Annotated in this window: 31 protein-coding genes; 10 read left to right on the top strand and 21 right to left on the bottom strand. The window is 54.5% G+C overall.

All coding sequences use genetic code 11. From position 1 onward, the window contains the following. Positions 1-69 precede the first annotated feature (69 nt). The 9 genes from ALTER154_RS00350 to ALTER154_RS00310 all read right to left on the bottom strand — a co-directional run bounded on the left by ALTER154_RS00350 (position 70) and on the right by ALTER154_RS00310 (position 4977). The gene (locus ALTER154_RS00350; RefSeq protein WP_160084793.1) at positions 70-1257 is read right to left on the bottom strand and encodes a zonular occludens toxin domain-containing protein; all 1188 of its coding nucleotides are present in this window, start codon (positions 1255-1257) and stop codon (positions 70-72) included. 12 nt (positions 1258-1269) lie between these two features. Further along, a complete protein-coding gene (locus tag ALTER154_RS00345) occupies positions 1270-1599 on the bottom strand; it encodes a DUF2523 domain-containing protein (protein WP_160084792.1) in 330 nt (109 codons plus the stop codon). Position 1600: 1 nt separating this feature from the next. Next, a complete protein-coding gene (locus ALTER154_RS20930; RefSeq protein WP_256665349.1) occupies positions 1601-2374 on the bottom strand; it encodes a virulence factor TspB C-terminal domain-related protein in 774 nt (257 codons plus the stop codon). 633 nt (positions 2375-3007) lie between these two features. After that, positions 3008-3217, bottom strand: a complete 210-nt coding sequence (locus ALTER154_RS00335) for a major capsid protein (RefSeq protein ID WP_090247769.1) — start codon at positions 3215-3217, stop codon at positions 3008-3010. A 13-nt stretch (positions 3218-3230) separates the two neighbouring features. Then, entirely contained in the window at positions 3231-3443 is a 213-nt protein-coding gene (locus ALTER154_RS00330) for a hypothetical protein (RefSeq protein WP_090247767.1), read from the bottom strand. Between the two features lie 106 nt (positions 3444-3549). Next, positions 3550-3918: a hypothetical protein gene (locus ALTER154_RS00325; protein WP_160084791.1), complete on the bottom strand. Its 369-nt coding sequence runs from the start codon at positions 3916-3918 to the stop codon at positions 3550-3552. A 179-nt stretch (positions 3919-4097) separates the two neighbouring features. Continuing rightward, complete coding sequence (locus ALTER154_RS00320; protein ID WP_160084790.1) at positions 4098-4376, bottom strand: hypothetical protein; 279 nt, start codon at positions 4374-4376, stop codon at positions 4098-4100. Positions 4377-4380: 4 nt separating this feature from the next. Then, positions 4381-4641, bottom strand: a complete 261-nt coding sequence (locus ALTER154_RS00315; protein ID WP_372239938.1) for a DUF5447 family protein — start codon at positions 4639-4641, stop codon at positions 4381-4383. Positions 4642-4752: 111 nt separating this feature from the next. Then, positions 4753-4977 carry a DNA-binding protein gene (locus tag ALTER154_RS00310; RefSeq protein ID WP_160084788.1) on the bottom strand — a complete coding sequence of 75 codons (225 nt, stop codon included), beginning with the start codon at positions 4975-4977 and terminating at the stop codon, positions 4753-4755. A gap of 137 nt (positions 4978-5114) precedes the next feature. On the opposite strand from ALTER154_RS00310, the gene ALTER154_RS20925 reads away from it, so the two are divergent. Together ALTER154_RS20925 and ALTER154_RS00305 are read left to right on the top strand one after the other, a co-directional pair. Next, on the top strand, positions 5115-5384 hold the full coding sequence (locus ALTER154_RS20925) for a hypothetical protein (RefSeq protein ID WP_256665348.1): 270 nt from the start codon (positions 5115-5117) through the stop codon (positions 5382-5384). A 75-nt stretch (positions 5385-5459) separates the two neighbouring features. Then, positions 5460-5969 (top strand): hypothetical protein, encoded by a 510-nt coding sequence (locus ALTER154_RS00305; protein ID WP_160084787.1) that lies wholly within the window; start codon positions 5460-5462, stop codon positions 5967-5969. A 148-nt stretch (positions 5970-6117) separates the two neighbouring features. Here ALTER154_RS00305 and ALTER154_RS00300 read toward each other — a convergent pair whose 3' ends face one another. From ALTER154_RS00300 to ALTER154_RS00270, 7 genes are all read right to left on the bottom strand, one after another. Beyond that, positions 6118-6618: a hypothetical protein gene (locus tag ALTER154_RS00300; RefSeq protein ID WP_160084786.1), complete on the bottom strand. Its 501-nt coding sequence runs from the start codon at positions 6616-6618 to the stop codon at positions 6118-6120. Between the two features lie 93 nt (positions 6619-6711). After that, positions 6712-7479, bottom strand: a complete 768-nt coding sequence (locus tag ALTER154_RS00295) for a DUF1883 domain-containing protein (protein WP_160084785.1) — start codon at positions 7477-7479, stop codon at positions 6712-6714. A gap of 98 nt (positions 7480-7577) precedes the next feature. Further along, complete coding sequence (locus ALTER154_RS00290) at positions 7578-8138, bottom strand: hypothetical protein (protein WP_160084784.1); 561 nt, start codon at positions 8136-8138, stop codon at positions 7578-7580. Positions 8139-8235: 97 nt separating this feature from the next. Beyond that, positions 8236-8934 carry a hypothetical protein gene (locus ALTER154_RS00285; protein ID WP_160084783.1) on the bottom strand — a complete coding sequence of 233 codons (699 nt, stop codon included), beginning with the start codon at positions 8932-8934 and terminating at the stop codon, positions 8236-8238. Positions 8935-9056: 122 nt separating this feature from the next. Then, positions 9057-9416 carry a hypothetical protein gene (locus tag ALTER154_RS00280; protein ID WP_160084782.1) on the bottom strand — a complete coding sequence of 120 codons (360 nt, stop codon included), beginning with the start codon at positions 9414-9416 and terminating at the stop codon, positions 9057-9059. Between the two features lie 156 nt (positions 9417-9572). Then, a complete protein-coding gene (locus ALTER154_RS00275; protein ID WP_160084781.1) occupies positions 9573-10094 on the bottom strand; it encodes a hypothetical protein in 522 nt (173 codons plus the stop codon). Between the two features lie 476 nt (positions 10095-10570). Beyond that, positions 10571-11026 (bottom strand): hypothetical protein, encoded by a 456-nt coding sequence (locus ALTER154_RS00270; RefSeq protein WP_160084780.1) that lies wholly within the window; start codon positions 11024-11026, stop codon positions 10571-10573. A 486-nt stretch (positions 11027-11512) separates the two neighbouring features. On the opposite strand from ALTER154_RS00270, the gene earP reads away from it, so the two are divergent. Together earP and efp are read left to right on the top strand one after the other, a co-directional pair. After that, positions 11513-12646, top strand: coding sequence for an elongation factor P maturation arginine rhamnosyltransferase EarP (gene earP / locus ALTER154_RS00265; RefSeq protein ID WP_160084779.1), 1134 nt, complete (start codon positions 11513-11515; stop codon positions 12644-12646). Positions 12647-12692: 46 nt separating this feature from the next. Continuing rightward, the gene (gene efp / locus ALTER154_RS00260) at positions 12693-13265 is read left to right on the top strand and encodes an elongation factor P (protein ID WP_090247751.1); all 573 of its coding nucleotides are present in this window, start codon (positions 12693-12695) and stop codon (positions 13263-13265) included. Between the two features lie 145 nt (positions 13266-13410). Here efp and ALTER154_RS00255 read toward each other — a convergent pair whose 3' ends face one another. Continuing rightward, the gene (locus ALTER154_RS00255) at positions 13411-14367 is read right to left on the bottom strand and encodes a LysR family transcriptional regulator (RefSeq protein ID WP_160084778.1); all 957 of its coding nucleotides are present in this window, start codon (positions 14365-14367) and stop codon (positions 13411-13413) included. A 106-nt stretch (positions 14368-14473) separates the two neighbouring features. On the opposite strand from ALTER154_RS00255, the gene ALTER154_RS00250 reads away from it, so the two are divergent. Further along, complete coding sequence (locus ALTER154_RS00250) at positions 14474-15229, top strand: sulfite exporter TauE/SafE family protein (RefSeq protein WP_160084777.1); 756 nt, start codon at positions 14474-14476, stop codon at positions 15227-15229. On the opposite strand, the gene ALTER154_RS00245 is transcribed toward ALTER154_RS00250, so the two are convergent. Continuing rightward, the gene (locus ALTER154_RS00245; RefSeq protein ID WP_160084776.1) at positions 15219-16073 is read right to left on the bottom strand and encodes a LysR family transcriptional regulator; all 855 of its coding nucleotides are present in this window, start codon (positions 16071-16073) and stop codon (positions 15219-15221) included. The two genes, ALTER154_RS00250 and ALTER154_RS00245, sit on opposite strands and share 11 nt — an antisense overlap. A 97-nt stretch (positions 16074-16170) precedes the next feature. On the opposite strand from ALTER154_RS00245, the gene ALTER154_RS00240 reads away from it, so the two are divergent. The 3 genes from ALTER154_RS00240 to queF all read left to right on the top strand — a co-directional run bounded on the left by ALTER154_RS00240 (position 16171) and on the right by queF (position 18309). After that, a complete protein-coding gene (locus ALTER154_RS00240) occupies positions 16171-16404 on the top strand; it encodes a DUF1127 domain-containing protein (protein WP_160084775.1) in 234 nt (77 codons plus the stop codon). A gap of 280 nt (positions 16405-16684) precedes the next feature. Continuing rightward, a complete protein-coding gene (gene pyrF / locus ALTER154_RS00235; RefSeq protein ID WP_178126317.1) occupies positions 16685-17383 on the top strand; it encodes an orotidine-5'-phosphate decarboxylase in 699 nt (232 codons plus the stop codon). 95 nt (positions 17384-17478) lie between these two features. Beyond that, positions 17479-18309 (top strand): NADPH-dependent 7-cyano-7-deazaguanine reductase QueF, encoded by an 831-nt coding sequence (queF, locus tag ALTER154_RS00230; RefSeq protein ID WP_160084773.1) that lies wholly within the window; start codon positions 17479-17481, stop codon positions 18307-18309. Between the two features lie 48 nt (positions 18310-18357). On the opposite strand, the gene ALTER154_RS00225 is transcribed toward queF, so the two are convergent. Then, positions 18358-18624, bottom strand: coding sequence for a DUF4404 family protein (locus tag ALTER154_RS00225; RefSeq protein WP_160084772.1), 267 nt, complete (start codon positions 18622-18624; stop codon positions 18358-18360). A 141-nt stretch (positions 18625-18765) separates the two neighbouring features. Beyond that, positions 18766-19476 (bottom strand): HAD family phosphatase, encoded by a 711-nt coding sequence (locus tag ALTER154_RS00220; protein ID WP_160084771.1) that lies wholly within the window; start codon positions 19474-19476, stop codon positions 18766-18768. A 233-nt stretch (positions 19477-19709) separates the two neighbouring features. Here ALTER154_RS00220 and ALTER154_RS00215 point away from each other — a divergent pair, with 233 nt between their 5' ends. Next, entirely contained in the window at positions 19710-20411 is a 702-nt protein-coding gene (locus tag ALTER154_RS00215) for a VacJ family lipoprotein (protein WP_160084770.1), read from the top strand. Between the two features lie 129 nt (positions 20412-20540). Here the strand turns inward: ALTER154_RS00215 and ALTER154_RS00210 are convergent, their stop codons facing one another. Beyond that, complete coding sequence (locus ALTER154_RS00210) at positions 20541-20840, bottom strand: PilZ domain-containing protein (protein ID WP_160084769.1); 300 nt, start codon at positions 20838-20840, stop codon at positions 20541-20543. 218 nt (positions 20841-21058) lie between these two features. Between ALTER154_RS00210 and rssB the strand changes: the two genes are divergently transcribed. Beyond that, positions 21059-22243, top strand: coding sequence for a two-component system response regulator RssB (gene rssB, locus ALTER154_RS00205; RefSeq protein ID WP_160084768.1), 1185 nt, complete (start codon positions 21059-21061; stop codon positions 22241-22243). The last annotated feature ends 6 nt before the right edge of the window (positions 22244-22249 follow it).

Raw genomic sequence — 22249 nt, 5'->3', positions numbered from 1 at the left:
GCGCGCATTTGGCGCGGCGCTCGTACCTCGCGCATGCGCTCAAATGCGCCAAGCGAAGGCGCTGAGTGATCACCATAGGAATCGGCCTTTCTCGTATGGAATACGGGTCACGGTGACGCCCTTGGGGGCTTCCTGGGGTTGTTGCGGCTGCTGCTGGGGTTGGTTGTTGGCTTGCTGCAGGTCGGGGCGCGCGCCGGGGTCAGGGCGGGCCGGATCGAAGGCGCCGCGCTCTACCGTGTTCTTGCAGTACGAGAACGAGGTTTTGTGCCAGCTGCCTTGCTGGGTGAAGCACTCGCAGATAAAGGCTTTTTCCTGCGTTCTTACGACCCGGTAGCGCTTCGAATTGCGGTCGATGTAGCCCTCATCCGAACTCATGACGCAGGACAGCCGCGGGTAGCTTTGCGGCTTGGTCAGTTCGTCGTAGATAGGGGCGGAGCTGGGCACGTCCGGTATGCGAGGGACACGGGCGGCAAGGTATTCATCCAGGCTGAGTGCCTTCTTGCCTGGTTTGTTGCTGACCGGGTTTATGAGTGAGCCGACCGAGCTTTTCACTTGATCGACCACGCCGGTCGGGGTGCTGGTTTCGGCCTGGGCGTTGGCGGCAGCTTGCTCGGTCTGTTTGCCGGCTTCGTAGCGTTCGTAGGCGCGGTAGACCATGAAGACGGCACCGGCGATGACCAGTACGGCCAAGATGAATTTGGTCGGTAGCTTGGTCTGAAAATGGTGCTGGGCGTTGCTGCTGGTGTAGACGCTGAAAAACTTCTTATCGAGGCGTACCGTGGTTTTCTCGGCATCCTTGAAGCTGGATTTCACTTCTACTTTTTCAATCACCGAATCGGATTCAAAGCGCAGCAGTTGCTGGGATTTGAAGACGCGCCAGTAGTGGATATGACCATTGCACAGGCGGCGCAGGTGCACGTCGAGATAGCGCGGGTCCTGGGTGATCAAGTGCACTTCATGGCCGCTATGGCGCATGGTTTCAAAGCGGGTGATGTGTTCAGGCGGACGCGCCCGAGGATCACGACCACCAAACCAGCCTTGGGCCTCGTCGACGACAATGATTGAGTCGTTGGGCAGTTCGAACCACTTTTCGGGATCATCGAACTTGTACCACGACGCTTTGAGCTGTTCTGGCTGCAGGCCGTTGATGTTGTGGAAGTAGACGGTGCGGCCTTCTGCGTGAGCCTTCTGATCCACTTCCTTGATGGTGTTGAGGGTCTTGCCGTGGCCGGGTTTGCCGGTGCGGATATAGAGCATGGGTGCGCCCCCTTATGCTTCGATGGAGGTGCCGCCCGGCTTGCGCCAGACCTGATTACGTTTGCGATCCTGGGCCTTGTTGATGCCCGCGATGATGAAGCGGGTGAACACGGCGGACAGCATGATGTTTATCGCTATGTCGATCTTGGCCAGCCCAAGGATTTGCTGAATGACGATCCCCGAGTTGCCCATATTGGTGATCATGTAATCGCGGGCGGCGTTGATCAGCGCGTTGAAGCCGAAGTAGGTCACGAAGCCAAAGCCGATGGCGCGAAAAACAGTCATCACCAGCGGGCCGGCGATCTGCCAAAGGAACTGGGCTACCCATAGAAATGCAGGCATATCACTCACCTCCTGAGGCGCGGCCAACGTAGACGGCGTAGAACAGTGAGGCCGCTATGACGATCAGGTAGCCAAGGTCGGTGGCGAACTGGCACAGCGGCTCATAGGAAAATTCAAAGGTGCGGCCACCTTGGGTTTGTAGGGTGAAGGTCTTGGCCGGTGGGCACGCTGCAGGCAGAAAGCGCGGATCGGTCGGGCCGCTGAATAGGCCGGACACATCAATTTCACCGTCGCCTTCGTCGAGCTTGGCGCTGTCGCCTTTACCGTTGATAAAGCCGGTGATGTCGCCTTCTTGTGCGGGGAAGTTTCCAGCGGCTTGGGCATCGCAACGGGCGCGCTTTTGCGTGTCGAGAATGGCGCATTGAATGGCATCACCGGAGCAGGCCAAGGGCTGATCACAGGCAAGACCGGAGGCGCTACCGCCGTCACTGTCGCCGCCACCTGGGTTGGTGCCGCCATTGCCCGGATTGGTGCCACCGTTACCGGGGTTGGTTCCGCCGTTACCAGGATTAGTGCCGCCGTCACCTGGGTTTGTGCCACCGTCGCCGGGGTTGGTGCCGCCATCGCCTGGGTCGGTCGGATCAGTAGGGTCAGTGGGGTCTGTCGGATCCGTTGGGTCAGTCGGATCGGTTGGATCAGTGGGGTCTGTAGGCTCAGGTGGTGGCGGGATTTCCGGCGGGGCTGGGTTGGAGGCGGACGAGCAAGTGGCACCGTCTAGGGTGTAATCGACATTGGCGTAGATCAGGTCATGCAGATTTGAGGCAGGGTCTGGCACTGCAAACAGGTCTTGGGATTGCTCAGCTGACCGGGTGGCATTGCAGCCGGAAAGGCAGAGCGTAGACGGTGCGTTATTGCCGAAGCTGGTGAACGAGGCATCACCAATGGCGCGTTCTTCTCGACCGATAGGGAAAGAGCGAGATTCGCTGCTGTCAGCTTCACAGACAGGCTGCAGGACAGCGGCGACGGTTATGCCACCGACTTGACCGGAGCCTGTCTTTTTTGAACCGCTTGAAGGGTGGGAAAACTCATAGATGCAATTGTTGTTAGGGCCGTTGAGCTCAACAGAATCAGTGAGCCTTGAAGCTGTCCAGCCGGGCTGCGAGAACGGAAACGTGCGAGGATCAATGGCCGACAGAGAAATCAGAGAGCACGCCTGAAAGGGATCAGGGGCATAGAGTTCATCGCCTACGGTGAGCTTGTACGGGCGTTGATTAGCAGCATGAGCCAGCGAGCAGGAAAGGAGCGGCAGCAGGCAAAACAGCAAGCGTAGTTTCATGGTCAGACCCGCCCGAAAAATACGAGGTACAGCGCCACCACGGTGACCAGCAGGACGTAGAGTTCGTAGTTCATTGAGTGGCCCTGAAAAGTAAGTCCCGCCGTAGCGGGACTTGGGTGAAGCGCGCAGCGATTACAGAGCGCGGCGCATGTACTTGAAGGCAGCAGCGGCGACCAGTACGCCGAAGACAGCCCAACCGATGGTGCCGACGTCGGTGCCAGCGGTATCCAGTGCTGCAGTGGCCTCAGGCGGCACAGCGGCATAGGCTTGTTGAGTGGCCAGGACACCCAGGGCAGCGGCAGCGCCGAGGGAGCGTTTCAGGTTTTGCAGTTTGTTTTTCATGGTTGTTACCTCGCTATTTCAGGACTTTTTTCAGAACCAGGAAGCCGAACACCAGGGCAAACAGCACGATGGTTTCGCCCTGCAGCTCGCTGACCTGATCCCAACTGAGTGCAGTGCCATACAGGCCCTGCATTTCCTCGCTTGTGAGGTTGAGCAGCTGACCGGCGCAGATGGGTTCACCACCTGGGCCGGCCACCCATTCGCCCTCGCAGGCCAGAAAGTTCACAGGGGGCTCCGGCAGTGCGGACACGCGCAGATCACACGCCAGCTAGCAGCGGGCGAGGTCTTGCGGCAGTGATTGCAGAACATCCACACCACGGGAGCCGGCCTGCTTAGGACTTGGCCGGGTCAGCAGCCTGGGCCGCTGGTTTGGCTTGCTGCTGGGCGTTGGCTTGTGGAGCGGCAGCGCGGGCGGTTGGTTTGTCTACCGCTTCGATGTGCAGGGCGAGATTCTTGCCCTTGTTCTGGCCACCACGGGCAACATCGAAGGTGATGCGCACCAGTTGCAGGGGTTCGAACTGGGCGCCGGCGTTAAACACTTCGTCGGCGGCGTCTTCGGAGATCGCCATGCCGATGATGGACAGGCCGTGTTCGGTCTTGCCGTCCGGTTCATCGCCGTAAAAGACCTTGGCGTATTTGGTGTCTTCCACCTGGGTCATTTGGGTGCCGAGAAATGCAACTTCCATAGTTGAACGAGCCATCGGTATTTCCTCTTTTCAGTTGCGCGTTAGTGCGCGGTTTTGCCTTTCTGCAGGCCGAGCGATCCCGAGCAGGTGAACTTTCAAAGTTCGAATCTGCTGGGTTGTTTCGGCTTGCCGGGGTTTAAAGCCGGGTGATGCGTTGAACTGTTATGCGGTGGACACCAAGGGCCGCGCCCTTGTCATCCCGTTTCGCCACCTGCGCCCGCGACTGGTAAACCAGTCCCGGACACAGGCGGCGATCTACTGGGCGGGTCTGCCTTGATATGTGTGGCGACAATTGCAGCGAGCAGGCCGCAGGTGAAGCCGTGGAGTTCGGCGCGGGTATAGGCCAAACGTGGATCAGCACTGCTGCGAGTGGCCGTGGTGCGATCCAGGCGGCCCAGGCAGTAGCCGATAGTCAGGCAGGCAATAGCAGCCAGAAACGCAAGAACCATGGGCATATCGTCAAAGCCGCTCATGCGCTCACCCCACCAGTTGGAAAGGTTCGTGCAGAGGCACGAAAGGCACCGGCTTGCCGATGTTGGCCACAACGCTCCAATACTTGGGCGGTCGGTCGCTTGGCGTGTGTTTCGCGCAGGTAAAGGCCGGTGTGATTTCCCACTGGGACAGCAAGGGCGTCCAGACACCAGCGACGAGGCGCATTTTCAGCGTGCGCACGGGTCGGGCAGACGCGGGGCGGCATTGGTCGCAGGGTGTGGACGGGCAGAGATCGGGCTTGGCCATTTCGGCCTTTGACCAGCAGACAGAGCAGTCGCAGTTCTGGGCGTGCTGCTGGTAGCTGTATGGCGTCATAGCTCATGCCCTCACCAGGGAGGCAGGAAACAGAATTAATGGTCATGCCATGAATTCCTTTTCCATGAGGTGTTGGGTGAGCAGCGCGACATTGACCATGACGTGCTTGCCGACCTTGTGAGAGGGGATATAGCCGTTGCGTATCCACCCCCAAACAATGTCGTGGTCATTATTCATGCGAATCCAGTTCGCAAACTCGCGCCAAGGCATCACCGGAGGTGGTGTCAAAAGGTCTTTCAGCGTGAGGTTGATTTCTTCCCCATTCATGGCCTTTCCTGCACTATGTTGGTCTTTATTGGGCTATATGAGTTCATTTCTGGAGTGTAGATATTGAACTCGTTGGGCAATCATAACAGTTCAATCCTAGAGTTCAAATATTGAACTCGGAGAGCTTTTAGATCTTTATGGAATCAATGCAGGACAGGGCCATAACCCTAATTTATAAGACCGGCCTAGACGACCTCGTAAGGCAGTCAGAAATCAGCTACAGCCGATGGAAGAACCTTCGCCACAAAAAGGTGAGGTTGAGTACTGAGGAGGTAGAGGTGCTGGTAAAGATCTACCCGCAATATGCGCTTTGGGTAGCGAGCGGCCATACAGCCCCAGAGTGTGGTCAGACAAGCCCCGAGTACGACGAGGCCAACCGAAACTTGACCAGTCAAAACGCGGGATAGCGATTACCAAGGAAGTGACTAGGCGCTGGTACGCCCGAAAGCACTGGATCAGGTGAGTTAGAAGGGACTCTAGGAATGAATAAACGTGACATCGATGACCAGCTGAAAGTCCTCAGCTTCGACATGGATGAAGAAATTGACGATCGCAACGAACGTCGAGGCTACAGAAAGGTTAGCGCCAGGCGCGCACATCCACCCATGGATACAAGCCACGCAATAATCCTAGCTGCGATGATCATTGTCGGTGGCATATGGGGAGGAAAGCTGGTTTACGACTACATACAAGAGCAGCGCTTAAAGGCCGCGTTAAACGAAGCCGCCATATACATGGAGCGGAGCTTTCGGGAAGCCACCCTGCAGTCGAAGCAGGCACACGCCGAAATGCAGCAACGAATGGCTGCAGCAGAGCGGCTGCGACAACAACGAGAAGCCCAGGTACAAGCAAACAGACAAGCAGAGCTTGCAAGAGTGCAACAGGAGCAACGCTATTCATCTGATGCATGTAAGTTCTGGTGGAATCAATACAGAGTTAATCCATCAGAACGAAATGCGCAAAAAAAGAAAGAGTCTTGTGATTTGCCTTGATGCGACACAAGTCTGTGGGATGTTCCACTAGTGTGTGTTATTTCATGAAACATGACATAACCTAACGTTTGGTTAAGGGGAGGGCGTTAGCCCGTCCCAGTAAGCGAAGCGAAAGAGTTGACCAGTTGTTAGGTTTTTAGCTTACGGATCAAAATTCAAGCTCTTTTGATTTCCGCATTGTTTCTACGACCCGCTCGTGCGCATACACATAAGAGCTTCTTATTCTTTGCAGTCGAATTTTGAATTCATCATTGTTAAGTTTTAGCGCATCGCTTTTAAGTTCTTCGTCGTCATTTTTTACCCGCTCCAATTCTTTTATTGCTCTTTGTAGGTCTGTATCAGCTCTAGATTTTTCTATACGGGCCTGGTGTTGAGCCTTCAAGACGATGCCGCTTGCGATTAAGCTCCCACCAGTAGCCGCTACAGTAAAACCGACGAGTGCAGCTGAAAGTTTAAGATCTGGGAATATTTCCGCGACTAGCTTGATCTCTGACCCATGCTCGAATATGTAGGAGAACCACCCTCCTGTTAGAGCTAAAGCTAATCCACATAAGACTAAGAAAAATGGTTTTCGGTACAAACTCCCTGAGAGTAGTCCCCACGGGCCAACAATAAATGCGAACACAGTAATTAATGCAAACCAAAGCATGATGATCCTTGTTGACCTAATGATTAAGCTAAGGGGCCGGCGTTAGTAGGTCCCAGAGAGTGGAGTGAGCGATTTGAGCGCATTGTTATGCGCTTATTGCGCAGACCTCAATAGCTCAGCAATCTCTTTTGCAATTTCTTCGATGGTATGTGTCGCGGTGCTGCGAGCAACTTTATCCGCAAGGGACGGACTAAAGTCAACAACTTGTTGTTTTGTTATGTTGTGCCAGATAGGTAGAAGAATTTGCTCCCCGGATATTGTTTTTGTAACCATGCCGTCTAGCTCGTAATTGGTCCAGCCTTTCTTTATGAAAGATGGGGATAACACCACTAGTCCGACACGACTATTGGCAAGACCCTTGTCGATTTTTTGTCTTAAGCTGTCACCAATACGAAGAGTCATTTCATCGTACCAAACATTCAAGCCTTCATTTATGAGCGCGTTGGCCAAAGGCCTAACAAAATCATCTTTGTCTTCTGATGCATGAGAGATGAAAACATCATGAGTTTCACCACCTGATTCTGTTGGTGGAGGTAAATTATCTCGTACAAGGCTTGGTACATCTGATAGTGGTCGCTCTTGAATTTCAGCAAGCGCTCCTGGAATAACTCGAACGGAAGCTCGTGTGCTACCTCTAAGGCCTTGCATGTCAACAGCAACATGCCAATGACCGGAGTTTGGAATCTGTAGCCTAATAGGTGATTTTTTTGCCAAGCCTCCAGTGTATCTGTGCTGCCTACCATTCTTATAGCTGCTGAAATTTGAGCTATCCATTAATCGAACATTGGCGCCACTTGTCAGTGTAACTTCAACGATCTCGCCCTTTTTTCTATGACCTAGATCAGTATGTATAAATTGCATTCTGGCTACTCCTTGTCTGGAAAATGGCATAACGTTTAGTTAAGGGGCCGGCTTTAGCCGGTCCCGAGTGAGCGAAGCGAACGGCTTTGAACTAACTGTTATCCGAGTCGACTAGTTATTTTTTGGCCAATAGAAATAGCTGATTTTAGTATTGCAAGTAATTCTTCGAAGGCTTCAGCATCACCTCCTGTTTCAGCTATTGGGCCACCTAGTGTGACGTCTTGAACTACAGCGTCAATTAGTTGATGAAATTCAATTATGCTTGCTGCTAGCGATGGATTAACGATGCCAATATTTGCGACATGAAATTGATAAACTCTAGAGTAGTGCTCTGGAATTCTTACGCTGAATTTATACAGGGCTTCTGTGTTTTCTTTTAGATAAGCCACTGCCTCTTCAACGCTGTCGAGGTATTTTCTGTGTTCGACTATTTTAAGAAGGGCCGATATTTCAGATAGCAGTGCCGTTGTTATGGCATCTTTCTCATGGCGACGTTTTCTTGCTTCTATTATGTATGTGGGGAAAAATGTTGAAACTCCACCTATAAATGCACCGCCAATCGCCGCTATAACAGGAAGCCATTCGTTCTGGTTTTCTGAAAATAGTAACTTAATTGTTTCGATTGTTTGTACTGCTTCTAGCAACTGTTGGGTTTCCATACGGCACTCGCGGCTAGGTTTGTATAATGTTTGGTTAATGGCGGGCTTTAGCCCGTCTCTGCGAGCGGAGCGAGCGATTTGAAACAGTTTTTAGTTGTTACGGCACAATACCTTTTGCAAGGTCTTCGTACATTTCCATGAGCGCTTCAAAATATGTTATGCCTCTATCTTTTACGGAATTTCCAAAGCCTCTTTCAGCCTTGGCTTCCAAAAGATCAGCCGGCCTGTAACTTTGTCGCAACTTATCTTGCCCAAGCATTTTCTTTGCCGTATCAACGAAGTCGGTTATGCATTTGCTAGATGAGTGTGCTGTTCTGTTGCGTATTCGTACGGCATTTTTTAAGGTTTCAATCTTTGGATGTATTACGTTTTGGAAGGGCTGTCCGTGATCAAGGAAAAGCTTCGCGGCATTGATAACGTCGTTTGGTGAGCCAAACCCTATGTAGTTTTTGTATGGGTTAAATTTAGGGTCTCCCATTATTACCTCGTATGAGTGAGAGATACCTGATGTAGCACCCATTCGGAGGGTCGGCTGATAGCCTGAGTCAGTTTTAGCTCCTGCAAGGTAACGAACTAAAACTTGCTCTAAGAAGTCTTCCCAGCTAGCAACCACGCCCATGAATGCAAGTTCCACTACTCGTTGGGCATGCTTTACATGGATTCGTGGCGTGCTTGAGTTTGGGTTAATAGCGGCAACACTCTTTATTTTCGTGACTAGACTTCGTGCCGAATCTATATCTTTTATAAACGATTTTTTTAAGTGATCTACTTTTGGTGGTCTTCCAGCCTTAGCCATTTAGCGATTCCTTTGCGTTGGCACGATATTGATTGAACAGCTAACAATTGATCTAAGTAGCGAGCTTCAGCCCGTCACGGCGAGCAAAGTGAGCGATTTGAGAGCATTGTTAGATGTAAATATTAATCATCAATATCTTCGCCTCTTAAGAGCTTATCCTCTTGTATTTCTTCGATGTCATCCTCAGATAATTTTCTTTGAGAAAGCGGAATAATTATATTGGCCTGATCGATGACGGCTTCTATTGCGGATTCAAATTCAGGCTTAGCTATATCATCTAGCGATGAATTGAGAAATTCATCTGGTAGATCAATTTTTAAGCCTAGATGATCATCATGACGTACCAAAACCTTATCGGTATTCCCAAGATCAACCAAAGCATCTACAAGCTCTTCAACGGTCTCAAATTCAGTGTCAGGATTAAACGAGCCGCCATCACCTAGTATACGAGCAATATCTTCTAAACTTTCAATTTTTTCCATGATATGTAATTTCCTGTGTGGTGTGAGTTGGTAACGCACGTTATTTCGGGATGCTGCTAACGTTTGGTTAAGTGGCGAGCTTTAGCCCGTCCCAATGAGTGAGGTGAGCGATTTTAATCACTTGTTAGCTGGCAAGCCAGCCTGATTGGTCAATGTCTATGATTTGTTTGCCTTTTTATGCTTTCTATTTATGAGGTAGAGCCGGATATTACTCCAAGTAGTTAGCAATTTACCGATAACAACATAGAAAATCCAGCTGTAGTACTTTGCTTCAAAAGACTTATCGAAGCCATGGCCGTAGTTATATTTTCTAAGCTGGCCGGCATCAATAACCTCAACATCAACGCATTGGAGCCTTCCGTTTATTGCTTGATCTAATAGAAACTCTTGCAGAGCTTCACTCGACGAAAGCGACTCTTCAGTTAGTCTGAATTTCTCGAATCGCGGATAGTTGTAGTCGTTAGCATAAATAGGGACTGTCTTTTTATAACCATCTTCGGTGTGCAGCTTGGCTAAATACTTAACATCTGATCCATAATATCCCACACCTTCTTTGGGGCGCATTGGAATTATTGATGCTGTCATATGGTTGTTGAAAAAATCAAAAACAGGATCCCATCTATCTATCCGCTCTTTCACCACATACTTCCCATGAGAAGTTGATAGGACGAGATTCATCTTTACCTTTTGAGGGTTGAGCAATTTGTCTAATTTAACTCGATTCATGCTCAAGCAATAGAAATCGACTGGCCCATAATGATTTGTGTATGATTCATATGATTTTAAAATTTTTGGTTCATGCTCAAAATCATCTAGTTCGATATAGTAGTTAGTGCCAGTCCGCCAAAAAATCTTAAATATAATTACAGATCTATCTTGAAGTTCTCTAGAGTAATACTGCTTACATATTTATCTTCTGCGTATGAGCTAGAGCTAATGCAAAACTGACCTTTAATATGTGTCCCAGACTTTCGTCGGTAATTCCTAACCGCAAAATACAAAGCTGTAAGCGATATCGCCAAAGCTATGTAAGGAATGAGATCCTTGATGCTCAAATCATGCTCCATATGAGGCTAACGATTAAGCTAATGGACGGCCAAAAGTGCAGGTTTTGGACGTCCAGCGAACGGAGTTAGCGATAGTTGAGCGCATTGTTATGCGGAGCTTCCGCTTTGGTTGGATATAAATGGTGTGCGCCGAACCGTGTATTGATGAGAGCAGGCAGGGCAGACATGCGTAAACCTATTGGTGGATAGGATTACCAGTGGACGTTTTTTATGGTCGACTTCCCAGCATTTTAGACAGTAAGGAGCCCCGGTTGCCTTTCCGGATGCGTCGATTTTGTAGTAAGCATCACCATATTTCTTAATTGTTGATTTGCTTTGAAATGCATCTTTAAGCTCTTGGATGCATTTATCTTTTTCTAAGATTTTTTCTTGAATTTCTGATAACTCTATCTTTACATCAGCAAGAGCGCCCACAAGCTCCGCCAATTTAAGTTTTAGTTCCGCTTTTTCCAGCGAAAAATCACTGTCCTTTAATAGTCGGGCAATATCTGTGGCTGTCTTGATCCCGCTTAGAGCTGTTGCGATAAGTGTCATGTCAGCCATAAATTTCTCCGCGATGAATAACTATGATTAGGCGACATTCCTATCGCATAAAACACCTGAAGGTGTCTGATAACGGTCCTTGTCACTCGCTAAGCTTTGAATTTCATCCAAGCCCGAGCAGAAAACACGGCACGGGAAAGATGAAAAGCGGCATGAGGCAAGACTTGGGGCTGATTGATAGCACCATTGAAGTTAGAAGCTACTGGCAGGCTCCATAGCTGTCTAGCCAGCGTGTCGAAAAAGTGTCGAAATCACTAGCCAGAGAAGGCCAGCATTGGACAGAATGGCGGCCTGCAGCGGTGCGGACTTGCTGGTTTTATCCAATAAAGGTCAGCAACGGAGGGGTGTCGAAACGGGTTCGAATCCCACCTTCACCGCCAGATTAATTGACGAAAAGCCCGACCTTGTGTCGGGCTTTTTCGTTTCTGGCATTTGCTGAAGGCTTGGCTGTCTTTAAGGTGAGTGCACTACATAACGGAGCCACCCATGCGCCCCACGTGGGATATTTTCTGCAGCGTTGTCGATAACTACGGTGATATCGGGGTGACCTGGCGCTTGGCTCGACAGTTAGTGGCCGAGCATGGTTTGGCTGTGCGGCTGTGGGTGGATGATTTGAGTGCGTTTGTGCGGCTGTGCCCGCAGGCCGATGTAGCTGCACTTCGACAACACCAGCAGGGCGTCGAAGTCTGTTGGTGGGGCGATGATTGGCAGGCCGTAGACCCCGCTGATGTGGTGATCGAGGCTTTTGCGTGTGAGTTGCCCGCTTCATATATAGCTGCGATGGCAAGGCGTGCGCAGAAACCGCTTTGGCTCAACCTTGAATACCTGAGTGCCGAGGAGTGGGTTGAGGGCTGCCACGGTTTGCCATCCCTGCAGTCCAACGGCTTGTCGAAGTTCTTCTTCTTTCCTGGTTTTACAGCCGGCAGCGGCGGTTTGTTGCGCGAACGTGATTTGCTTGAGCAGCGTCGTGCGTTTCAGGCGGACAGCGGTGCTCGCGAGGTATTTCTGCGCAGTATCGGCGTAGCGCCATTGCCCGGTGCGCGGATGATTTCGCTGTTTGCCTATGAGAACGCCGCGCTGGCCAGCTGGCTGGACGTGCTGGCTGCCGATATCCAGATCAATCAGCTGCTTGTGCCGGAAGGGCGCATTCTGCAGGACCTACAAACGTGGCTCGATTGCTCAGCCTTGCGCACTGGCGATATGCAACAGCGCGGTCAGCTGCATATCCAGGTGCTGCCGTTTATCCAGCAGGATCAGTACGACCGGTTGTTGTGGAGTTGCGATTTCAATGCGGTGCGCGGCGAGGACTCCTTTGTGCGTGCGCAATGGGCTGGCCGGCCGCTGCTCTGGCACATCTACCAGCAGGCTGATGACATCCACTTGGAAAAGCTCGATGCATTTCTTGCGCACTATAAAGCGGGTTTATCAGCGGATGGGCAGCGTGCCTTGGTCGAGCTGTGGCATGCCTGGAATACCGGCCAATCGGTCAAAGAAAGCTGGAGTCAGCTGCTGCAAGGCTGGCCCGAGCAGCAGGAGCACGCCGAACAGTGGTGTCTGCAACGGGCTTCTCAGGCCGATCTTGCCGAGGCGCTGGTGAAGTTTTACCTAAATTGGCTATGATACGCGGCCAAGAATTTTGTAATTCCATCCAAACCCGGATATTCGTATGAAAACCGCACAAGAAATGAAGCCCAACAGTGTGGCCCTGATTGACGGCCAACCTTGGCTGATCCAGAAGGCCGAATTCACCAAGTCCGGTCGTAACAGCGCCATCGTTAAAATGAAGCTGAAGAACCTGCTGAGCGGCTCTTCGACTGAAACTGTTTACAAAGCCGACGACAAAATGGAGCCGGTGATCCTTGATCGCGTAGACGTGACTTACTCGTACTACAGCGAGCCGAACTACGTCTTTATGGACCAAGAGTTCAACCAGTACGAGCTGAACAAAGACGATCTGGAAAGCGTAATGCCGTACATCGTCGATGGCATGACTGACGTCTGCGAAGCCGTATTCTTTGAAGGTAAAGTGGTTTCGGTTGACCTGCCTACCACCATCGTTCGCCAGATCACCTACACCGAAGGTTCCGCCCGTGGCGACACTTCTGGCAAAGTGATGAAGCCAGCCAAGCTGAGCAACGGCACCGAGATCAAAGTTGCTGACTTCTGCAACATCGACGACTGGATCGAAATTGATACCCGTACCGGTGAGTACAAATCCCGCGCTAAAGCACCGGTCTAAGATCGGCTTTAACGGCGAGAAGAAAGAGCCCGACCTAGCGTCGGGCTTTTTTATGGCCAGCCATCCAGGGCGGCCAGTCTTTGGGTCGTCGCCGCGCGATGCTGAGCAAGACTTCCGACCATTTTTGTGCGTGCTGTATCAGCCTTTAACCACGTTGCAGGCCGCTTTGCAGTGCCAGGTCCCATGGCGCTACTGGACCGAAGCGGGCCTTGAGAAACTCCAGCAACAAGCGGCTGCGCGAGTCGGTTTCACGCTCCAGACGCAGGGCGTAGATACCGCTGGGTTCGGGCGCCGGCAGGCCGTTTTCACAGAACAGCGGCCGTAATTCACCACGCAATAAATAGTCGCTTATCAACCAGGTTGGTAGATGGGCAATGCCCAAGCCTGCGAGGGCGCTGAACAACAGCGCCTCGGCATTGTTGGCAGTCATGCGCAGGCGCTTGGGGCGGCACAGTTGCAGCTTGCCATCCTGTTCAAAGCGCCAGGCATAAGGCGGTGCCAGGCTGTCCCAGTCGAGGCCGTCATGCTCCATCAGTTCGCCGGGGCTGCGTGGTACGCCGCGGCGTGCCAGGTAGTCAGGGCTGGCGCAGACGACCCGCACCATCGGCGACAGCGCCGTGGCGACCAGGCGTGTGTCGGCAAGGGGGCCGATGCGCAGCACCAGGTCGACCTCACCCAGGTGCGTGCCATGCAGGTCGACGAAGCTGTCGATCAGGCGCAACTGCACATCCAGCCCAGGATAAGCGACCAGAAACTCGGCTATCGCGGGGGCCAGATGGCGCCGGCCGAACGGTGCCGGGGCGTCGATGCGGATCAGCCCTTCCGGCGCGCTGCTCAGTGATACAGCTTCGGCACGGGCCAGATGTAACTCGGCGAGAATGCGCCTGGCCCGTTCGGCAAACGCCAGGCCGGTGGAGGTGGCGCGTACGGCATGGGTGCTGCGGCTGAACAGGTTGCTGCCCAGCGAACGTTCCAAGGCATCGATGCGCCGTGCCACAGCCGAGGGCGTTAGCGGGTGTCGCCGGGCTGCGGCGGAAAAGCTGCCGGTTTCCAGCACATCGAGAAACAGGCTGAGTTGGTCGGTCAGGCTATCGGGGTTCATGGTCAAGGTCTGCTGTGCGTTATATGCATAGCCATTTTGCGTTGCTGTGCGTTTCGCGGCTAGTGGCGAATAATTAGGCTGTACAGCTTCATTCTGGAGCCTACCGATGACCTTGCTCGATTTTGCCTTGAACCTTCTGCTCGGACTGGCCCTCGGCACTCTTGGCGGTCTGTTTGGGATTGGCGGTGGGCTGATCGCCATTCCGGCGCTCGGCGTGTTGTTTGGCCTGGATCAACAGCTGGCTCAGGGTACGGCGCTGGTGATGGTGGTGCCGAATGTGCTATTGGCGCTGTGGCGTTATCACCAGCGCAACCGTATCGACTGGCGGCATGCGTTGGCCCTGGCGGTGCCCAGCCTGATATTTGCCGTGCTGGGAGCTGGCTGGGCAGTCACTGTGGACGCCGAGCGCATGCGCCATGGGTTCGTGGTCTTCCTGGTGTTGCTGGCGGTCTACAACCTCTCTGGGCTGTACAGCAAGCCTGCCATGCTGTTTGTGGGCATGCGTTATCCCTGGCCTTGGTTGACGCTATTGGGCAGCGGCGCCGGTTTGCTTGGTGGGTTGTTCGGTGTGGGCGGAGCTGTCTTAGCAACGCCTGTGTTGACCACCGTATTCGGCACCAGTCAGGTGGTCGCGCAAGGGCTCTCTCTGGCGCTGGCGGCGCCGAGCACTGCGGTCACCCTGGCCACTTATGCCGCGCATGATCACGTCGACTGGTTGCTGGGCGCCCCTTTGGCGCTGGGCGGGTTGTTGAGCATCAGCTGGGGGGTGAAGTTCGCGCATGCGTTGCCGGAGCGGGTATTGCGCGGCCTATTTGCCGGTTTTCTGCTGCTTTGCGCGGTATTGCTCGCGCTTAAAGTCTGAAACCTCCGACGATTTGTTCGGCCAGAGTCTCGGTGACCTGGGTTTGCGTGTTGTTGTTGCGCAGCAGCACGATGCTGGCAGAGGGCAGGGCCGGCATGCCTTCGGCCTCGCCAATAATCTGCAAGTCTGGGGTGATCAGGCTTTGCAGCTGGGCGGTAATCGCCAGGCCGGCGCTGACCGCTGCCATGATCGCCGACAAACTGGGGCTGGTGTAGGCAATGCGGAAGTTACGCCCCAGCGCTTCCAGGCCGTTGCAGGCCCAGGAACGGCAGAAACACTGCGAGTTGAACATCGCCAGCGGCAGGGTTTCTAGCTCATGTAGGTTGGCGTTGCGCGCTTGCGCCCAGGCCAGGTGTTCCTGGCGCAACAGCTGGCCGATTTCGGTACCTGGCTCGCGGGTGACGATGGTCAAGTCGAGGTCCTGGCGCTGCAGCAGTTGGAAGGACGGTTCGCAGTGCAGCTCGACCTGCACCAGCGGATAGGACTGGGCGAACCGCACCAAAATGCCCTGCATAAAGCGCATCACATAGTCGTCCGGGGTGCCGATGCGCACGGTGCCGACCATATGCGGCTCGCGCATGCTGTTCATCACCTCGGCGTGCAACTTGAGAATACGCCGTGCATAGCTCAGCAACAGCTGGCCCTCGGCTGTGAGGCTGAACTGGCGGCCGTCGCGAATGAACAGTGGACGCTGCATCACGTCTTCTTCCAGGCGCTTCATCTGCATGCTGACCGCTGATTGGGTGCGGTTGACCATTTCCGCTGCGCGTGTAAAGCCACCGTGATCTGCAATCGCGACAAAGGTACGCAGCAGTTCGCTGTCGATGCTCGGGTAACTGGCCATACATCAATCTCTGAGATGCATTGCATAAGTAACATTCGTTGGATTGATCATAAGTCGAGCGCGAGACTGTCGCCAACCCCACAAGGAGGGCGACGAGATGAAAGGTCAAAAAGGTTATGCAATAGCCAGTGCTGGGCGCTTAAAGAGCCGTCGGCCGACTGAAATACTGCGTGCGCTTGGTCGCCAGTTTGCCCGCTGGTGGCAGTTGGCCGAGCAGCGGCGGCGCCTTGCGATGCTTGATGATGCAGCGTTGAAGGATCTGGGTTTAAGCCGTGCGGATGTTATCCAGGAAAGCGAGCGTTCATTCTGGGATGACCCGCTGGTGCGCTGATTGGTGGACGCTACATGCCGAGGCTGTGAACGGATGGGCTTGAGTTCCGGTGGCTATGAATCGTCCACAGCGTGCTTTTCGAGCGCAGCCGCGCTTGTGGACCAACGGGCAGACGCTATTTACGCTCGATAAGAGGCTGTGGCGCCTGCCAAGTCGCTGCTAGCCATTTGTGGTTTAGGCGGTGTAATAGCGTATCGATGTGGGCGGATCACCGGAGCGGCAAGCCTGCGGCGCATCCGCTACAATGCGCGCCGAATTTGTCTTGCCCGAGAGCCCGCCCATGTCCGCTTGCCAGACCCCAATTATCGTTGCCCTGGATTTCCCGACCCGTGATGCCGCGCTGGCATTGGCTGATCAGCTAGATCCTAGGCTCTGCCGGGTCAAAGTGGGCAAGGAGCTGTTTACCCGTTGCGGACCGGAGATCGTCAACGTGCTGGCCGGCAAGGGCTTCGAGGTGTTTCTCGACCTGAAATTCCACGATATTCCCAACACCACGGCCATGGCTGTTAAGGCAGCTGCCGAGATGGGCGTGTGGATGGTCAATGTGCACTGCTCGGGCGGCCTGCGCATGATGGCGGCTTGCCGTGAAACCTTGGACAAGCTCGCTGGGGCCAAGCCGTTGTTGATCGGCGTCACCGTGCTGACCAGCATGGAGCGCGAAGACCTTGCGGGCGTTGGCCTGGATCTCGAACCGCAGGCGCAGGTGCTGCGTCTCGCTGGGCTGGCGGCACAGGCCGGTCTGGATGGCCTGGTGTGTTCGGCTCAGGAAGCGCAAGCGTTGAAGCTCGCTTACCCGGCGTTGCAACTGGTGACGCCGGGGATTCGTCCGGCCGGCAGCGCCCAGGATGACCAGCGCCGTATTCTGACTCCGCGTCAGGCGTTGGATGTAGGCTCGGATTATCTAGTGATCGGCCGCCCGATTAGCCAGGCTGCCAATCCCGCCCAGGCGCTGGCAGCGGTGGTGGCTGAGCTGGCCTGATGCTGCTGTGGCAAGGCCGACATCGGTCTTGCCACACTGAATCTGCTTTCAGAGTTGTATACAATCACCGCGTCTCGACTAGCCAGGTTTTCTCCATGCATCCCGCCGCCGAAGATTCGCCACTGGGCAAATCCAGCGAATACATCGCTACCTACACCCCGTCTTTGTTGTTCCCTATTCCGCGTGCCGCGAAATGGGTCGAGCTGGGCCTGAGCGCCGAGACGCTTCCGTATCAGGGCGTGGATTTCTGGAACTGTTTCGAGTTGTCCTGGTTGTTGCCGTCGGGCAAACCGGTGGTGGCCATGGGCGAGTTTGCGATTCCCGCCGACTCGCCGAATATCATCGAGTCGAAATCCTTCAAGCTCTACCTCAACTCGCTAAACCAGTCGGTGTTCAACAGCGCTGACGAACTGGCGGCGGTACTGATAAAGGACCTCTCGGCAGCCGCCGGCAAACCGGTTGGCGTGCGTGTGCGCAGCCTGGCTGAGGTGACGGCCGACGGTATGCAGGCTGCGCCTGGGACCTGCATTGACGAACTGGATGTAGCCATCAGCAACTATGCGCAGCCGCAGCCTGAGCTGCTGCGCTGCGATACGGATCGAGTGGTCGAGGAAAGTCTGCACAGTCACCTGCTCAAATCCAACTGCCCGGTCACCGGCCAGCCAGATTGGGGCACGCTGGTAGTGGAGTACCGTGGCCTGGCGCTGGATCACGCCAGCCTGTTGGCTTACCTGGTGAGCTTTCGCCAGCATGCGGATTTTCACGAGCAGTGCGTGGAGCGAATCTTTCTCGACCTGCAGCGCCTGCTCAAGCCTGAGCACCTGACGGTGTATGCGCGTTATGTGCGCCGTGGCGGGTTGGATATCAACCCCTATCGCAGCAGCGGGCCCATCAGCCCAGATAATCAGCGTTTGGTGCGCCAGTAATGCAAAACCCCAGCTAAGTGCTGGGGTTTTCGTTAGTGCTGCATGCGTTTAAATACCCATATTGGCCAGGCTCTGCACGATATTACGCAGGGTGCCGGCGAGGGTCGGGTGGCTGGCTTCGAAGCGCTCCACCGCGAGGTTGACCCCGTCGATCAGGGTTGCGTCAGGGGCAGCTGCAGCCTGGCGGGCCAACTGCAGTTCAATTTCCTGAGTCAGCACAAACAGTTCAGCACGTTCTTCTTCTGTCAGTAGTGGTTGCTCGGCCAGTTGGTCGCGCAGGTCTTGCAGTTGTTGCTGCAGGCGGCTTGCAGGCATGAGGTTCTCCCTTTGGTGATCAACTCATTGACTGACCTTGCGCGGGGGCGAAAGGTTCGGCATGTCTTCAGGTTAATCCAAGCCGGAGGGCTTTGCTTGCTTTGGATCAAGCTCCGGGCAATACAGGCCTAGCGCGCTGTTTCAAGGTTTTTCACCTTTTTGCCGACGTAGGCTGAGGTCCGCCAGGCAGGTGGGTAGGTCACTGAGTTGATCAATGACCGAGTGTACGCCAAGGCGGTAAAGACTCAGGGTGGCTTGGCTGCGCAGGCGATCACGCTCGCCCATTGGCAAGCTTTGCCAGTCAGCAAGTGCCAGGCCGCATAATGGGCCACTGATGGCCAAACCTATGGTCCAGATGCCGGCATTTAGCGCGGCTTGCAGCAGGCGCGGTTCACCACTGACCAGTACGCAGCCTTCAATTTTATCAACGTGCATGGCCATCAGGCTGAGCCAGATGGCATCTGGAGCTGGCCATGGGCGATGGCGGTGGGGCGGGAAACCTGGAAGCCATTCTGGGAGTGCACCCGCCAGGCTGATGCTGGCATCGCGCGGCAGTTCATCTAACCAGGCACAGGGCACCGCTTGCTGGCGCAGCTGTTCAAGCAAGGGCAGGGCAGATGCAGTGGCTTCAGCCTGTGCGCGTGCGGTCTCGCACAGTGCTTGCTGGTATGTCAGCCACTCTGCTGGCTCCGGTTCGCGACCCAGAGCGTTTGGCAGGTTCGACAGGTTTACCGCGGTCGGGTACAGGCGTTGCAAGGTGAGAGGGGCCGTGCGAGCGCCAAAGTCCACCAGGCAGCCGGACAGGCTAAACAAAATGGCATTGAAGGCGGGCGAGGTGGTGGGCGACTGCATGGGCCGTCCTTGAAAATGGTCTAGTCCAGGTTAACGGTCCCAGGTTACAAGCAGATGAAGGCTTTATTTCTTTGCGTGTTGTCGCTGAATGCTGAGTTGTATGGCAACAGCCAGTAAGATTTTCAGCTATTTGATCGTCCGCTATGCTGCCTATTTAGTGGGCTGCCGCCTTATACTGCTCGGCCTGATTTGACGGCCTGCGGCCGCCTAAGAATTTTCAAGGAGCGACTGTGATGCGTGTAACCGGTGCGAGTTGGATTGAACGACTGAGCCTGTTGATTGCCTGTACCGGCGTGCTCTTGCTGCCTGCACTGGCGCAAGCCAACGAAGAAGACCCTTGGCAGGGCTACAACCGCTTTATGTTCAAGGTCAACGACAACGTTGATGCCTATACCCTCAAACCATTGGCCCAGGGATATCAGGCTGTGGCGCCGCAACTTGTTGAAGACGGTGTCAGTAATGTCTTCCGCAATATCGGGGATTTACGCAATCTGGCTAACAATCTGTTGCAGGGAAAGTTGCATAACGCCGGCGTGGACAGCGGTCGCTTGATCTTCAATACCACCTTCGGCTTGCTGGGTTTCTTCGACGTGGCGACCCCGATGGGGCTGCAGCGTAGTGATGAGGACTTCGGTCAAACGCTAGGCGCTTGGGGGCTGGGCAGCGGCCCTTACGTGGTGCTGCCGCTACTTGGGCCAAGCACCGTGCGTGATACGTTTGGCCGTGTTCCTGATTCGATGTTGACTGCGCCGATGCACATCGACCACGTTCCGGCCCGCAATGTGGTGACTGGGGTTGAAGCCGTGAGCCTGCGGGCCAACTTGCTAAAAGCCGAGCGTATGGTCAGCGGCGACAAGTACATCTTTATTCGTAATGCCTATCTGCAGAATCGCGAATTCAAAGTGCGCGATGGCGAGGTCGAGGACGACTTCTGAGTCGCTGATGTGCATGTAAACGGCCTGAAGCCGTTCCTTATTGCTCAGCGCTCTCTGCAACGCCCATGCATGAATGGCGAACAACAAAAAGGCGGCCACTGAGGGCCGCCTTTTTGTTGTTTTAACGTGTCAGTTCATGGAAATAATCGCCAAGCCTAATGCCTGGCGGCCATCTTCTAGGGTGCTGACGCGCATCACTTCGGCTTGCGCGTCCAGGCCGCGCAGTTCGTTATGCTCCGACGCGATGTGTACACGCACTTTGTCGCCCGTCTTTACTGCGCTGTCGGCCTCCAGCTGCATGCCGGTGCTGGAAAGGTCGAGGCACAGGGCAGGAATCTCCTTGCCATCGTGGTGCAGGGTCACAGGTGCTTCTAGCCGCATGCGGATGTAATCGCGTTTCTCACTGTAGGCACGATCATTCTGGCTCATGGGGCTTTTTCCTCTTGTTATGGGGGTTGTCCTGCAGCTCTTATAACCTTGGCCGATTTGAGGTGTAAAGTCGTGTTGCGACGACCGGCGTACGCTTGAATCGCATAACGGATGGGAGTACCGTCTGCGCCTTAAAGCAAGCCGAGTTCGCGCGTGTAAGCTCCGGCCCTCACGCACTAAACCCAACCCATACCCGGCGCAGTTTGCCTGGATACCTCATGCACAAAACCAGTGCCACGCTGCTGATTATCGATGACGACGACGTAGTGCGTGCGAGCCTCGCAGCCTACTTGGAAGACAGTGGTTTTCATGTGCTGCAGGCCGCTAATGGCTTGCAGGGGCTGGAAGTCTTTCATGCCGAGTCGCCGGATCTGGTGATCTGCGATCTGCGCATGCCGCAAGTCGACGGTCTTGAACTGATCCGCCGCATCAACGCCCTGCAGGTTGAAACCCCGGTGATCGTGGTGTCCGGTGCAGGCGTGATGAGCGATGCCGTAGAGGCCCTGCGTCTGGGCGCCGCGGATTACCTGATTAAGCCGCTGGCGGATCTCGCTGTGCTTGAGCATTCAGTGCGTCGTGCGCTGGACCGCACCAACCTGCGCCTGGAAAACCAGCGCTACCGCGACGAGCTGGAAACCGCCAACCGCGAACTGCAAGCCAGTCTGCACCTGCTGCAGGAGGATCAGAACGCCGGTCGCCAGGTGCAGATGAACATGCTGCCGGTGACGCCGTGGCAGGCCGATGGCATGAGCTTCGCGCATCAGATCATTCCATCGCTGTACCTGTCGGGCGACTTTGTCGACTATTTCCGCGTCGATGACAGCCGTATCGCTTTTTATCTGGCCGATGTTTCTGGGCACGGCGCGTCTTCGGCATTTATCACCGTGCTGTTGAAGTTTATGACCACACGCCTGCTCTATGAGTCGCGGCGCGGCGGCAACCTGCCGGATTTCAAGCCCTCTGAAGTGCTCGGTCATATCAACCGTGGTCTGCTCAACTGCAAGCTGGGCAAGCACGTGACCATGCTTGGCGGTGTGATCGACCAGGTCAACAACCGTCTGACCTATAGCATTGGCGGCCATCTACCGCTACCGGTGCTCTACAGCGACGGTCAGGCGCGTTACCTGGAAGGCCGCGGTCTGCCGGTTGGGCTGTTTGTAGAGGCAGAATACAACGATCTGGAACTCGAACTGCCTGAGGCCTTCAGCTTGACGCTGCTCTCCGACGGCATCCTCGATCTACTCCCGGGCGATACCTTGAAAGACAAGGAAACCCTGTTGCCGCAGCTGATCAGTTCTGCGGGCGGCACCCTGGATGGCTTGCGCAAGGCTTTTGGGCTGGCCAATCTGGGGGATATGCCGGATGATATCGCCTTGCTGGTGTTAAGCAGGAACCTTGCATGAACCCTG

This window comes from Pseudomonas sp. 9AZ, assembly GCF_902506525.1.
GTDB lineage: Bacteria > Pseudomonadota > Gammaproteobacteria > Pseudomonadales > Pseudomonadaceae > Aquipseudomonas > Aquipseudomonas peli.
The sequence above is the reverse complement of the archived record's forward strand: the minus strand, read 5'-3'. Positions and strand labels throughout refer to the sequence as shown.